Origin of the sequence: Kribbella sp. NPDC048928 (assembly GCF_043197975.1) — a bacterium.
In the GTDB taxonomy this organism is placed as follows: domain Bacteria; phylum Actinomycetota; class Actinomycetes; order Propionibacteriales; family Kribbellaceae; genus Kribbella.
The window spans coordinates 569,177-582,990 of record NZ_JBICUC010000005.1 but is presented as its reverse complement, the minus strand read 5'-3'; the positions used below and the strand labels follow the sequence as shown (position 1 = coordinate 582,990).

At 68.6% G+C, this 13,814-nt stretch carries 12 protein-coding genes; 9 read left to right on the top strand and 3 right to left on the bottom strand.

Going from position 1 to position 13,814, the window contains the following annotated elements; translation table 11 throughout:
* Positions 1–10: 10 nt before the first annotated feature.
* On the bottom strand, positions 11–544 hold the full coding sequence (locus ACGFI6_RS24875; protein WP_393122374.1) for a GNAT family N-acetyltransferase: 534 nt from the start codon (positions 542–544) through the stop codon (positions 11–13).
* Positions 545–567: 23 nt separating this feature from the next.
* On the opposite strand from ACGFI6_RS24875, the gene ACGFI6_RS24870 reads away from it, so the two are divergent.
* Complete coding sequence (locus tag ACGFI6_RS24870; RefSeq protein ID WP_393122372.1) at positions 568–1,209, top strand: tetratricopeptide repeat protein; 642 nt, start codon at positions 568–570, stop codon at positions 1,207–1,209.
* Here the strand turns inward: ACGFI6_RS24870 and ACGFI6_RS24865 are convergent.
* Positions 1,192–1,488 carry a hypothetical protein gene (locus ACGFI6_RS24865; RefSeq protein ID WP_393122371.1) on the bottom strand — a complete coding sequence of 99 codons (297 nt, stop codon included), beginning with the start codon at positions 1,486–1,488 and terminating at the stop codon, positions 1,192–1,194. The genes ACGFI6_RS24870 and ACGFI6_RS24865 overlap by 18 nt on opposite strands.
* Positions 1,467–2,126 (bottom strand): MBL fold metallo-hydrolase, encoded by a 660-nt coding sequence (locus ACGFI6_RS24860; protein WP_393122369.1) that lies wholly within the window; start codon positions 2,124–2,126, stop codon positions 1,467–1,469. The genes ACGFI6_RS24865 and ACGFI6_RS24860 overlap by 22 nt, the downstream gene beginning before the upstream one ends.
* 202 nt (positions 2,127–2,328) lie before the next feature.
* Here ACGFI6_RS24860 and uvrA point away from each other — a divergent pair, with 202 nt between their 5' ends.
* From uvrA to ACGFI6_RS24820, 8 genes are all read left to right on the top strand, one after another.
* Positions 2,329–5,385 (top strand): excinuclease ABC subunit UvrA, encoded by a 3,057-nt coding sequence (uvrA, locus tag ACGFI6_RS24855; RefSeq protein WP_393122367.1) that lies wholly within the window; start codon positions 2,329–2,331, stop codon positions 5,383–5,385.
* A gap of 162 nt (positions 5,386–5,547) precedes the next feature.
* On the top strand, positions 5,548–5,886 hold the full coding sequence (locus ACGFI6_RS24850; protein ID WP_393122365.1) for a hypothetical protein: 339 nt from the start codon (positions 5,548–5,550) through the stop codon (positions 5,884–5,886).
* An 11-nt stretch (positions 5,887–5,897) separates the two neighbouring features.
* Positions 5,898–6,203, top strand: a complete 306-nt coding sequence (locus ACGFI6_RS24845) for a hypothetical protein (RefSeq protein WP_393122364.1) — start codon at positions 5,898–5,900, stop codon at positions 6,201–6,203.
* Between the two features lies 1 nt (position 6,204).
* Positions 6,205–6,594, top strand: a complete 390-nt coding sequence (locus ACGFI6_RS24840) for a DUF6507 family protein (RefSeq protein ID WP_393122362.1) — start codon at positions 6,205–6,207, stop codon at positions 6,592–6,594.
* Complete coding sequence (locus tag ACGFI6_RS24835) at positions 6,591–6,890, top strand: hypothetical protein (RefSeq protein ID WP_393122360.1); 300 nt, start codon at positions 6,591–6,593, stop codon at positions 6,888–6,890. Before ACGFI6_RS24840 ends, ACGFI6_RS24835 begins: the two co-directional genes overlap by 4 nt.
* A 52-nt stretch (positions 6,891–6,942) precedes the next feature.
* A complete protein-coding gene (locus tag ACGFI6_RS24830; RefSeq protein ID WP_393122358.1) occupies positions 6,943–13,035 on the top strand; it encodes a hypothetical protein in 6,093 nt (2,030 codons plus the stop codon).
* A complete protein-coding gene (locus ACGFI6_RS24825; RefSeq protein WP_393122356.1) occupies positions 13,036–13,509 on the top strand; it encodes a hypothetical protein in 474 nt (157 codons plus the stop codon). It begins immediately after the preceding gene.
* Positions 13,509–13,814 carry a hypothetical protein gene (locus tag ACGFI6_RS24820; protein WP_393122355.1) on the top strand — a complete coding sequence of 102 codons (306 nt, stop codon included), beginning with the start codon at positions 13,509–13,511 and terminating at the stop codon, positions 13,812–13,814. The genes ACGFI6_RS24825 and ACGFI6_RS24820 overlap by 1 nt, the downstream gene beginning before the upstream one ends.

Here is a 13,814-nt window from a genome sequence, read left to right as displayed (position 1 = left end):
ACCGGTGATGTTAACTCCGGAGGGCGGCTCGGAGCAGTACGCAGGTCCCGGGCTTGAGCGGAGCGTTCGGGAACGTGAAGTCGCGCGTGACCTCGGTGAACCCGAACCTCTCGTTGAGGTCGAGGATCGCGCCGTTCGCGAGGTTGGCGAAGTAGTAGATCTCGTCGGCCCGCTCGGCCGTCCAGCGCATCCGCTCGCGCGTGAGCAGCTCGCCGATCCCGTGCCGCCGACGGTCCGGCGCGATGATCAGGCCGATCAGGTAGTAGCCGTCGGGAGCCGTGTTGGGCGGATCTTCCGGCGAGAGTTGGTGGCGGATCACGGCGCCGTACCCGACGACCGCGCCGTCGATCTCGGCGACCACGGTGTAGCGCTCGGGATTGGCCAGATCCCCCTCCAGCCGCCCCCGGCGCTGCTCCACGGACCCACCCGTCCGCGTCACGATCAGCTCCGCGCACGCGGTCAGATCCGCCGCGACCGCCGGCCGCACGACCACGTCGACCGCCTGCCGCGCCACCCCAGGCGCATATTCCGCAAATCCACTCATGCCTTCACCCTAGGATCAACCGCATGGACGAGCTGATCCGGCAGGTCGATGACAGCTACCAGCGTGCGGTCTTCAACGGCGAGTACGACGGGTTGCCCGTCGCGGACCGAGCCCTCGATGCGGTCGAGGCGGCGCTGCTGGTGCAGCGGGGGCGGATGCTGCACTGCCGGTTCCTCCAGACCCGTACCGAGCAGGCAGGAGAGCTCCCGTACTTCGAACGGGCGGTGGACCTGTACCGGGGTGTGCACGACGAACGCGGCGAGGCTGAGGCCCAGTTCTGGATCGGCTGCTTCCATCAAGTGGTCCGCGACGACAACCCCACCGCGGTGCCCCACCTCAGCATCTCCGCGACGCTCGCTCGGCGCGCCGGCGACGACCTGACTCTCTCCTACGCTCAACGCCATCTGGGGATCGCCGCCCACATGGCAGGTGAGTACGACGAGGCCCGGGCGCTGCTGGAGGAGTCCACAGCCCTCCGCCGCAACCTGGGCTTCACGGCAGGCGTTGCCGCCAACCTGGTCGGCCTGACCTACCTGGCCATCGCCCAGGGACGTACCGACGACGCCCGGACTCTGGCCGACGAGGGAGCCGCGCTGGCGCAGTCGTCCGGCGCGGGCTCCATCAGCGATCAGATCGAAAGCGCCCGCTCAACCATCCCCAGCTGACCTGAACTGATCGGCAGCCATCCGCAGGTCCCGCTGGTCCGTGACCGCGAGCCACGCCGCGTGCACGAGCTTGTCGAGGTTTCCGCCCGCGACCACCAGGAGGTCGTCCAGGACCTCGTCCGGGAACGTCGGCTCCCCGTAGCAGTCGTGCCAGGCCAGCTCGGTGAGGTCGATCAGCACCAGAGCTGTCGCTGCCTTGCGCCCGGACTCCTCCTCGAACCGCGGCCGGCGCGCCTCTCGACGCTGGGCCCGGCCGACTACCACCCGCGTTCGCGCCATTCGGGGACGTGGGGGCGTTCGGCGCCGAGGGTGGTGTCACCGCCGTGGCCGGGGTAGACCCAGGTCTCGTCCGGGAGGGTGCCGAAGAGTTTGGCCTCGACGTCGTCGATCAGCGCCGTGAACCGGGCCTTGTCGCCCTGGGTGTTGCCGACCCCGCCCGGGAACAGCGAGTCGCCGGTGAACACGTGCGGCGGGCCGTCCGGGTCGTCATACACGAGGGCGATCGAGCCGGGCGTGTGACCGACCAGGTGGATGACGCGCAGGCTGCTGCGGCCGACCGCGATGTGGTCGCCGTCGTCGACGAGCTGGTCGGTCGGCACCGGGATGCCCTCGGCGTCGTGCCGGCCGGCGACCGTGGTGGCACCCGTACGGGCGACGACCTCGGCCAGTGCCTCCCAGTGGTCCTTGTGGCGGTGCGTGGTGATCACCCGCGCGATCCCGCCGTCGCCGATCACCCGGAGCAGCGTGTCCGGTTCGTTCGCGGCGTCGATCAGGACCTGCTCGTCGGTCTGCCGGCAGCGCAGCAGATACGCGTTGTTCTCCATCGGCCCGACCGCGACCTTGGTGATCATCAGCTGGGCCAGCTCGTGGGTCTGCGCCGGTCCGCCGACCTTGACGTTCCCGTGGTACTCGGGCATCTCGTGCTCTCCCTGATCTAGGTGACACCGCAGATCCTTGCACCTCCGGCCGGGTTGCATCGAGCACGGTCGGCGATCGAATATACTTTCGAAGCGACGAGCCCGATCCGGTGGCGGAAGTTTTTGTCGGTGGCCCTCGTTAGCATGACCGGGCAGGCCGGAGACCCTCCGGAAACCCTCGAGAACGGCTGAGAGTGAGCTTGTGTCTGACCGTCTGATCGTGCGCGGAGCACGTGAGCACAACCTGAAGGACGTCTCGGTCGACCTGCCGCGGGACGCCATGATCGTCTTCACCGGCCTGAGCGGGTCGGGGAAGTCCAGTTTGGCCTTCGACACCATCTTCGCCGAGGGCCAGCGCCGCTACGTCGAGTCACTCTCGGCGTACGCACGGCAGTTCCTCGGCCAGATGGACAAGCCGGACGTCGACTTCATCGAGGGCCTGTCGCCGGCCGTCTCGATCGACCAGAAGTCCACCTCGCGGAACCCGCGGTCCACGGTCGGCACGATCACCGAGGTGTACGACTACCTCCGGCTGCTGTTCGCCCGCGCCGGTCGTCCGCACTGTCCCGAGTGCGGCGAGCCGATCGCGCGGCAGACCCCGCAGCAGATCGTCGACCGGGTGCTGGAGCTCGACGAGGGCACGCGGTTCCAGGTGCTCGCCCCGGTCGTCCGCGGCCGCAAGGGGGAGTATCTGGACCTCTTCCGCCAGCTGAGCGGTCAGGGCCTGTCGCGGGCCCGGGTCGACGGCGAGACGATCCAGCTCACCGACCCGCCGAAGCTCGACAAGCAGAAGAAGCACGACATCGAGGTGGTCGTCGACCGGCTCGCGGTGAAGGGCTCCGCCAAGCAGCGGCTGACCGACTCCGTCGAGACCGCGCTCGGCCTGGCGAGCGGCCTGGTCGTGCTCGACTTCGTCGACCTGCCGGAGGACGACCCGCACCGCGAGCGCCGCTTCTCCGAGAAGCTCGCCTGCCCGAACGATCATCCGTTGGCGATCGACGAGCTCGAGCCGCGGTCGTTCTCGTTCAACTCGCCGTACGGTGCCTGCCCGGTCTGCGCCGGGCTCGGGACCCGGATGGAGGTCGACCCGGAGCTGCTGGTTCCCGACCCGTCCAAGTCGCTGGACGAGGGCGCGATCCAGCCCTGGTCCGGGCAGAACGTCTCTCAGTACTTCGAGCGGCTGCTGGACGCGCTGGCGAAGGACCTGAAGTTCAAGACCAGCACGCCGTTCGGGGAGCTGCCCGCCAAGGCGAAGAAGGCGCTGCTCACCGGGCACGACAAGCAGGTCCACGTCTCGTACCAGAACCGCTACGGCCGCGAGCGTTCGTACTACACCAGCTTCGAGGGCGTGATTCCGTACGTCGAGCGCCGGCACGCGGAAGCGTCCAGCGACACCGGGCGGGAGCGCTTCGAGGAGTACATGCGCGAGGTGCCGTGCCTGGCCTGCAACGGCGCCCGGCTGAAGCCGATCTCGCTGGCGGTCACCCTCGGCGGCAAGAACATCGCCGAGATCAGCGCGATGTCGATCGACGAGGTGCACGCGTTCCTGGTGCAGATGGAGCTCTCGCCGCGCGAGAAGCAGATCGCCGAGCGGGTCGTGAAGGAGATCGGCGAGCGGCTGCGGTTCCTGCTCGACGTCGGCCTGGACTACCTGGCGCTCAGCCGGCCCGCGGGCTCGCTGTCCGGCGGTGAGGCGCAGCGAATCCGGCTCGCGACGCAGATCGGCTCCGGCCTGGTCGGCGTGCTGTATGTGCTGGACGAGCCGTCCATCGGTCTGCACCAGCGCGACAACCGGCGGCTGATCGAGACACTGGTCCGGCTCAAGGAGCTCGGTAACACGCTGATCGTCGTCGAGCACGACGAGGACACCATCGACCACGCGGACTGGGTCGTCGACATCGGCCCGGGCGCGGGCGAGCACGGCGGTCAGGTGGTCGTGTCCGGCACCGTGGAGGACCTGCGCAACCACCCGGACTCGATCACCGGTCAGTACGTGTCCGGCCGCCGTGAGATCCCGATCCCGGCGGTGCGCCGGCCGCTCACCGAGGGCCGCGAGCTGACCGTGTACGGCGCGCGGCAGAACAACCTCAAGGATCTCGACGTGACCATCCCGCTCGGGGTGTTCGTCGCGGTCACCGGGGTGTCCGGCTCGGGCAAGTCGACGCTGGTCAACGACATCCTCTACACGTCACTGGCGCGGCAGATCTACGGCGCCCGCGCGGTGCCGGGGCGGCACACGAAGATCTCCGGCATGGAGCTGGTCGACAAGGTCATCCACGTCGACCAGTCGCCGATCGGCCGTACCCCGAGGTCCAACCCGGCGACGTACACCGGGGTCTGGGACCACGTCCGCAAGCTGTTCGCGGAGACGCCCGAGGCGAAGGTTCGCGGGTACCAGCAGGGCCGCTTCTCGTTCAACGTCAAGGGTGGCCGCTGCGAGGCCTGCTCCGGTGACGGCACGCTGAAGATCGAGATGAACTTCCTCCCGGACGTGTACGTGCCGTGCGAGGTGTGCCACGGCGCGCGGTACAACCGCGAGACGCTCGAGGTGCACTACAAGAACAAGACGGTCGCGGACGTCCTGGACATGCCGATCGAGGAGGCGTCGGAGTTCTTCGCGGCGATCCCGGCGATCTCGCGACACCTGAAGACGCTGGTCGAGGTCGGCCTCGGGTACGTCCGGCTCGGCCAGCCGGCACCGACGCTGTCCGGTGGTGAGGCGCAGCGGGTGAAGCTGGCTTCCGAGCTGCAGCGCCGCTCGACGGGCCGGACGGTGTACGTGCTCGACGAGCCGACCACCGGTCTGCACTTCGAGGACATCCGCAAGCTGCTCGGCGTGCTGAGCGGCCTGGTCGACAAGGGCAACTCGGTGCTGGTGATCGAGCACAACCTCGACGTCATCAAGACCGCCGACTGGCTCATCGACCTCGGTCCCGACGGCGGCCGTCGCGGCGGCACCCTGGTCGCTGAGGGCACCCCCGAGGAGGTCGCGGCGAACCCGGCGTCCTACACCGGCCAGTTCCTCGCCGAGATCCTCGAGGGCCGCGCCGCCAAGCCCAGCGCCCGCAAGCGACCCGCGGCAGAGGTCCTCCCCGCCAAGAAGACGCCCGCCAAGAAGGCAGTAGCCGCGAAGAAGGCGACCGCCAAGAAGGCAGCACCGGCGCCGAAGGCCGCGGCCGCCAAGACCGCAGCCAAGAAGGCAGCCAAGAAGGCCGCACCCACGAAGAAAGCCACGGCCAGGAAGCGCGTCGCAGGCTGACGTGGTTCGAGACAGCCCCGGTCCAGTCCCTGGTCCGGGGCTGTTGCACGCCCTGGCCCCGACCCTTCGAGGCGACACTTCGACGCGATCCGAAGTGATGGTCGGTGGCCCTCGGCCGACGGTACCCATGTGCTGCGGACTTCCAAGGGCGAAGGAGACATCGTGGGACAGCGTTGGGACATGGGTCAGGAGACCCTGAACCAGTTGACGAAGAAGACAGCCGGTGGGACGCAGGACCTCGGCGGACTGGTGAAGCAACTGGTGGCCGCCGCGCAGCCGCTGGAAGGCAAGATGAACGGCGCCGGCAAGCAGGCGTTCGACACCTTCAAGGCGAACGTCGACAGCATCACCAATGACCTGAACGCGGGGATGGCCCGGATCACCGAAGGCCAGTCCGGCATGGACGTCGCGTTCCGCACCGGTGACACCGACATGGCCGAGACCGCCCGGAAGAATGAAGGCGGTGCCGACTTCGACGGTGCCAAGTTCGGGAAGCGCTGAGAGGATCCACGATGGCGAACCGCAACAGCTACGACACAGCGGCCTCCGGCGAGGTCCAGGCGACCGTGAAGCGTCTGTCCGGCCAGATCGAGACCTTGATCGCCGCGCACCAGAAGAACGTGCAGGCAGCGCTGTCCGACGCGTCAGCGAGCGGGGTGACCGACTCGTACCGCGCCGTCGAAGACCGCTTCAACAAGGCCGCCGCATCCACGATCGGCATCATCCGCACGCTCCAGGCGACGATGCAGGCCAACGACACCACCGCCCAGGCCACGCTGAAGAAGGCCCAGGCAGCCGTCGACAACATCGGCGGCTGACATGGACTGGGACATCGACCCTCAGGCCGTCGTCGGCGTCTTGACGAAGACCAAGGCGGCGGCGGAGCCGCTCGACGCCCTGACGCAGAAGTACGGCGCCTGCTTGAACGACATCATCCAGCAGGGGCTGATACCGACGTCTCCGGAGCTGGGCTCCGTGAAACTGGTCGCCGCGTCGCTCGGCGAGTTCGCGGTCCACTGGCAGCCCAGCCTCGAGTCGTCGGTGAAGCAGGTCGGCGCCTCGATGATGGGTGCCTACAACGCGACAGTCGCCTACATGAACGGTCAGGAGGAGATGGCTGCGACCGCTCAGCGCGCCGCGGCCAACGGCCAGATTCCGCCGCCGCCCGGCTCGGCGCGGCGCAATCACGGAGGCGTCCGGGCCGAATGACCGACTACGAACCATCCGGCGCCGGACCGGCCGGTCAGCAGGCCGTCTCCGCCGCCGACGCAGCCGAGGGGCGCGCGCGCCTCGCCGCCTGGCTGAGCGCCCAGGATCCGGCGGAGCCGGTCGCGGTCGACCAACTCGCCGACTGGTCCGTCGAGCAGGAGGCAGAGTTCCTGGTGTTCGTGCCGCCGGGATACGCGAATCAAGTCTTCCTGGTCGCCGAGCACGGCATCAGTTGGTACGCACCCAGTCAGAAGCGGTTCGAGGACGCGGTGGCCGCTGCGCGGGCCTCGCACTGACCGATTACCGCAGCCGTCGGCTTGTCGCCCTCTTGATCAAGGACCTACTTGCATGACCCAACCCTCAGGCATCCCGGTATCCGAGGTCTACAGCCTCGCCGCGGCGATCGAGTCCAAGATCTCGCCGTTGAGTGGGCTCGGTGCGAAGTTCACCGAGGTGGGCGCTCACATCAACAGGGAGTTCCGGCACCTCAACGACTGCTACCAGGCGCCGGAGCGTGAGCAGCTGGTGAACTCCACCCAGCGGATCCAGGACAGCCTTGGTGAGTTCGGGCCGAAGCTTCCGGAAGTGGCGCAGGTGCTGGCCGGATTCGCGATCGGCCTGCGCGCTTTTGCGCGCCAGCTCAACGACCTCCGGAACCGGGCGTACGCGCTGGAGCAGGCGAAGAATAAGAACCCGGACTGGCAGAACGACCAGGCGCTGATCGACGAGAGCAACGCGGTGACCGGCAACGTCTCGCTGATCATCACCGGCGATGCAAACGGTGGCGACACCACCAGGATCATCAAGACCGGTGGTGCTGCGATGACCATTCCCGCATTGGCGCTGAACGCGGCGAACGACATTGCTGCGCTGTACGGCGGTCGCCGCTGGCAGGCAAACGGTCAGCACGAAGGTGACATTCCTCCGCCAGGGCCGACGAAGGAAGAGCGGCAGAAGGCGCTCCAGGACTTTATGGAGGGCAAGTTCCCGACGCCGCCACCGCCGCCGCCCTGGGGAGGGCCCGTGGAGCGGGACTACCCGTGGTACCAGGATGTCGGGAACTTTCTCCTGGACGTCGGCGAAGGCATCGTCACGGGTCTTGGCGGCATGGTCGAGGGGCTCCTGACGCTGGTCCCGGTGCTTCCTGCGCTGGCTTCCATTCCGGGGGTGCGGGACTTTGCCAAGGACACATGGGGCTGGGACATGCCGACCTTTCACGATTCGGGTGAGGCATGGAAAGGCCTGGCCAAGCTGGGCGCTGCGGTGGTCACTGCACCGGTGTGGGTCACCTGGGCGGCGCTGGATGGCGCGACAGGCCAGCACAAATCGCCGAAGTGGATGCAGGACATGCGGGAGACGGCCACCGCTGCGGCAAAGGGATTCACAGCGTGGGATGAGTGGGGCAAGAATCCCGGCAAGGCCTTTGGGATGGTGCTGACGAACGTAGTTACCACGGTCGCGGGTGGCGGCGTGATCGCGGAGGCCAAGGCGGCATCCATGGCGTCCAAGTTCGGCAGAGCCGCCCCCGTCGTTGCGAAGGGCATCGACGCGGTGAACTACCTGCGTGGCACCCGGGCCGCGATGCACGACGCGACGCTCGGGCTCGTGATGAAGATCCCGAAGGTCAGTTCCGTGGTCGAGGGGCTGGCGAAGATCCCGATCGTCGGTGGGACCTTCAGGATGCAGAACACGCCGAAGATCGACCTGCCGGCGACGCACGGCCTCGACGGCGGAGCTACGCATCCGACGGTCGAGCTACCGAGCGGCCATCCTTCGATCCCCGTCACCCATGTCCCGTCCGTCGAGCCGATCACCACGCCGACTCTTCCCGACGAGCTGACCACACCGCGCACACCGCCGGCCCGTACCGAGCCGGACTCACGCCAGGGCCCGAGCACAACGCCCCCTGGTTCGACACCACCGGGCTCCCACCCCGAGACCGTCGTACCACCGCCATTTGCGCCGATCCCCGCCACCCACAATCCGCCGCCGGCCGCACCGATCGGCCGCACCGATCCCAACCCGGGAGGCCCGACCGGTCGCACAGACCCAGGCACGACGACCCCGGGCGGTCGCACAGAGCCGGGTACGACGACGCCGGGCGGTCGCACCGAGCCAGGTACGACGACGTCCTCGACCCGCCCGGAGACGGGGACGCGCACCGACCCGGGGACCACGGGGAACCGGACCGATCCGGGTGCCAGTTCACGGACCGATCCTGGATCCAGGACGCCCGACTCCCGGACAGACCCCGGGCGCACGCCGGACCCGTCGTCGAGCAAGGCCGACGCACGCCCGACGGTAAGCAACGACCCGAGGAGGGCAGGGTCGTCCCCCTCCGACGGCACGAACCCGACGGAGACCTCTGCGCCGGATCCGTCGCACGCCGAGTCGACCTCGAACCCGGTGTCGCACCCAGAGACGAGTCCGGACCCGACCCACACCGGCCAGAGCACGCCGGACCCGACCCACACCGGCCAGAGCACACCGGATCCCACGCGGACGGGGCAGAGCACGCCGGACCCGACCCACACCGGGCAGAGCACGCCGGATCCCGCGAGGACCGAGTCGACGCCTTCGGCGGAGGGGCATCCCGCGCGGCCGAACGAGCCGGCTGCAGTCGGCCGTACGGCCGACCCCGTCGTGCCACCGCCCATCGTTCCACCGCCGGTGATGCCCATGCACGCAGGCGAAGCCCCTCATCCCACTTCGGAGCACGGCACCGGGCGTGACGCAGCCGGGCGCGACAGCGGGTCGCGCGGTCGGATCCCCGACACCCTGGACGGACGACGCCCGACAATTCCGGAACGTCTTGACGGCGATCCTGTCCCCACGACGCCGAGGCAATCCATTCCGGACCGGCTGGCCGGCAAGGAGCCAACGATCCCGGAGCGCCTCGAAGGCGTGCAACCAGTACGCGGCCGGACGCCGGAACCGCGCCGCGAACCCAACGGTGACAATGCGGGCGACGGCGCCGAGCGGACACGTGATGCTGCGGATGAGCCACCGCGCTCGCGTACCGATCCTGCGGACGGAACACCAGAGCACAGCGCAGACGGAGCGCAGGAGCGCAGTGCGGACGGAGCGCAGGATCGCGGTGCGGATGGAGCGCCGGAGCACAACGCAGACGGAACGCCGCAGCACTCGCACGCTGACGAGCCGGTCGTGGAAGCACACGAGGGCCGGCATGAGGGGCAGCACGGGAGCCAGCCGGATGGTGAGCCGCAGGTCGTGCCGCAGACCGCGCACGCCGGCCACGCGGACGGCGGGAAGAAGTTCGACGGCGCCAACGACCCGAGGTACGACTCGCCTGTCGAGCGGCAACGAGAGTCGGAGAAGTACCTGCCAGATCATCTGCGAGGTGGCGAAGGCAGGGATCCGGCGACGGTGGATCCCGGTTCCTTCAGCGACCACGACCCCACCGGGCGTTATCAGGACGAACTCGAGGAAGGCGTCGGCAGCCGGCGAGGGGAGCCTCGCGAGCGGGCGGTGCATTCGCTGAAGCGGCTGTTGCGGTGGGCGCACAAGATCAACCTGTTCGACGGCAGCCGCGCGCTGAAGATGAACTGCGCCGAGATCACCCGAAGGTTCTGCGACATCCTGAACGGAGATGCCCCGCGGGTGGCGAAGGGCAACCGCTCCGGCAACGGCGAGTGGCACGACGTGACGCTCGAACACATGGGTCTGGGAGATTTCCCGCCGGAGAACACGTTCGTCCGGCCGCCCGGTCACGAAGGCGACTTCGCGGTCGACCACCATGCGTTCCAGTTAGTCCGGGACCGGCTGCAGGGACGTCCACCCGGAACGCACGCCAACATCGGAGTGGCCTTCAAACAGGGTGGGCACCGGTTCGCGGCGTTCGTCGACCTGGACGGTTCGGTGAAGTGGTTCGACGGCCAGATCTCGGAGGCGGCGCGGAAGCTGAAGGACGGAAGTCCCGAGCAGATCGCGGCCATCATGCGGGACATGGTCAAGGACGGGAGCAAGCTCCCGCTGCCGGTGAACATCGAGCACCTGCACTTCGCCGTTCGTGAGCCGGGAGGGCATTGGGAAGGTCCGCCACGGACCGCGGAGCACGAGTCGGCCGCCGTGATGCGGCATCTTCGCGAGGAGAGCCGGCTGAAGCCGAGTGCGCCCCTTGACCTGGATGCTCCGCCACCCAACCCGACGATGTCGGAGTGGTTCGCCGCGCATGCGGAGCACAATCCGCCGGCGGCCGCCGAGCCTGCAGTGTGGGAGCACCTCCAGGGCGGACATGCTGGACGCGGCTCGGACGACGGCACTCGTCGGCCTGAGTGGCAGCAGGCGTCTGATGGCAGCCATGTGCCTCCCCGGAACGGACCGGCAGCGCCGGGCGACCCGTGGCGGCAAGGCGACCCGAGGCACATGCACGGCCAGGGAAACCCGCCGCGCTCGGGTGGGCAAGGTGGTCCGGACGGGCAATGGGGGCCGCCGCAGCCTCACGGTGAGGGCAATCCGCCGTACCGCGGGCCGGGAAACCCACCGAATCAGCCGGGTGGGCCGAACGGGCCGCATTCAGGTCCGCCGCAGCCTCACGGTCAGGGCAACCCGCCGTACGAGCGTGGGCCGGGGAATCCGCCGCATCAGCCTGGTGGGCCGAATCCGCCGTACCAGCGTGGGCCGGGGAATCCGCCGTACCAGCGTGGCCCGGAGAGTCCGCCGTACCAGCCTGGTGGGCCGTATGCGCCGCATCCGGGTGGTCAGTCGGGTCCGCCGCAGCCGCATGGTCAGCCGCAGTGGGAGCCGCCGCGGGCGGACCAGCGGAGGAATCCTGCGGGGCCGGCGGGGCACGCCGATCCGTGGGACGGGGGAGTCGAGCATTGGCCGCAGGACTTCGGGCCGACCGGTACGCCAGGCGGGCCGGGGCATTTCGGGCCGAGCGGTGTGCCGGGTGGGCCGGAGCACTTTGGGCCGAGCGGTGTGCCGGGTGGGCCGGGGCATTTTGGGCCCACTGGGGTGGAGCCGCCGCGGGAGCAGTGGTACGAGGGTGTGCAACCTGTCGCGGCGGGCGGCCGGTCGACCCGGACCTACCACCCGAGCGATTGGCACCCGCAAGGCCCATGGCGGTCCGAGTTGGCGGATCCGAACTTCCGTGCGTCGAGAGCCGACGCCGAGGCGCTCCGGCAACGGTACGCCCCCTACTCGAAGGGCCAGCTGGACGAGTTCAGGCGGCGTGGCCGAATTTGGCTCGGGGAGAAGGAGATCGCGAAGCTCACCGACACCGACATCCAGGCCTCGGAGCTGTTGCTCAACGACTTCGTGGAGAACATGAACAGGGCGTTCCACGTCGGAGATGTCCGCGTGGAGAAGCATCCGGTCGTCCGCTGTGCGATCTCGGCGATGCACAAGATGCCGAACTTCGACGGCACCGTGCATCGAGGTGTACGGATCCGGGACCCGAGGGGTCAGCAGGCGTTCGTCGATTCCCATGAACTCGGCGGCACCGTGCGGTACAAGGGTTTCACCCACTCCGACAAGAAGGAGGTCGGGGGGCACCGGTACGAGATCATGGTGCACATCGAATCGCGCCTCGGGAAGGACATGACGTACCTGCGCGATCCGTTGCAGGGCATCGACGAGGTGATTCATCTGCCGCACTCGGACTTCTACCCGGTGCCGGTTCCGAGGGCGCACGCTCCGGCAGGGCTCGAAGCGGGGGCGACCAAGTTCCAGGACGCCGACGGTCGGTGGCATCTGTTCGTGCGTGACCACACGGGTCCGTACCACCCGAGCGAGGCGATGCCTCCCGAGCCGCAGCCGTATCCCAGCTTCGGGCCGGCCGGACACGACCCAGGGACCGATCCGCAGCAATGGCACCAGGCTCCGCAGCAGCACCAGCAGCCGCCCGCGCAGCAGCAGCAGCCGCCGGCGCAGTACCAGCAGCAGGGCGGGTACGAGCCGCAGTCACAGAACTGGGTCCCTGGGGACGCGGACTTCGGAAGGACTGTGAAGGCCGGGTTCGACCCTGCATTCCATCACCAGGGGCTCGGCCGGGACTTCGCTCCTGGGGTGCACGATCCGGACGGTGCGCTCATTTATGACGAGCCTGCGGTCGCCGAGCGGCTCGAGCAGGAAGGCTGGCGGGTTGACGCCCGCCCGGAGGACCAGAGGGTGCAGGGCACGAGGAACCCAGATGCGATGGTCCGTAAGGATCCGTCGGACGTCGGCCGGATCACAGAGTTCAAGACCCTGGGGAGTTCCTCGCCTGCGGCAGCCAAGCGAGCCATCAACCACGGAAGCGGACAGGTGCCGCCTGTCGACGGCGAGGTCGTCGTAGACGGTCGCAATGTCGGCCTCACTGAACAAGCCGCAAGGGCTGCCTACCGCGGGGCCCGGGCGCAGCGAGGCGGCCGGCTGGCTTCGAAGATCCATATCATTCTCGGTGACGGCCGGATGTTGACGTTTGTGAAGGAGCAGTAGATGTCCACGCAGGAGAACTTGTTTCTGAGGTCGCGGCTGACGACCTCCGACGAGGCAAGGGCGCTGCAGGAACTTCTCGCCCTGGAGCCGATTCCGAACGCTTCCGAGACCGAGCCGGACGAGTACGGGCTGCGTGGCCCGGCCAGGACCGTGGACGGCGTGGTCGGGTACCTGATCCAGCCCAACCATCACACGGTGCCGGATCCCGGGCCTGAGGACAGGCAGGCGATCGACGGCTATCCGGTGCAGATCGACATCTGGCTCGGCCGGTCCGGTGTGACGCAGCCGGCCGAGGCCCGGGCGGTGTTCGACCGGCTGGTTCGGGAGCGCCCGGAGACTCCGATGCTGCTCTGTCACGATCTGGATGTCCTGATCGCCGCGTACCGCCCGGGGCGGGCTGTTCAGGAGTTCGCGGCCGGTACGACGATCGATGCACCGGACATCGATCAGTGGCGTGACTGGGTTGAGGGCTGATGTCGAGCAACACCTACGGCACGCAGGTCATCGAGTCCGTGGCGGTACGGCGGCGGCGGTTGCGGGAGGCGTGGTTGTTCGGCTCCGAGCGGACCAAGAACTCGCTCAAGGAGCAGACCGGCAAGGTTTTCGCGAGTGTGATGATCGGCGTGGTCGCGTGTGCGGGCTGCGCGGGTGTCTCGTACTTCAAGTCGTCGTCGGCCAAGGAGCACCAGAACAACCAGCAGCCGACCACCGGCCCGGTCAGCCCGTCACCGCAGAACACGGCGTCGCAGAGCCCTCCGAGCGCATCACCGAACAAGTAG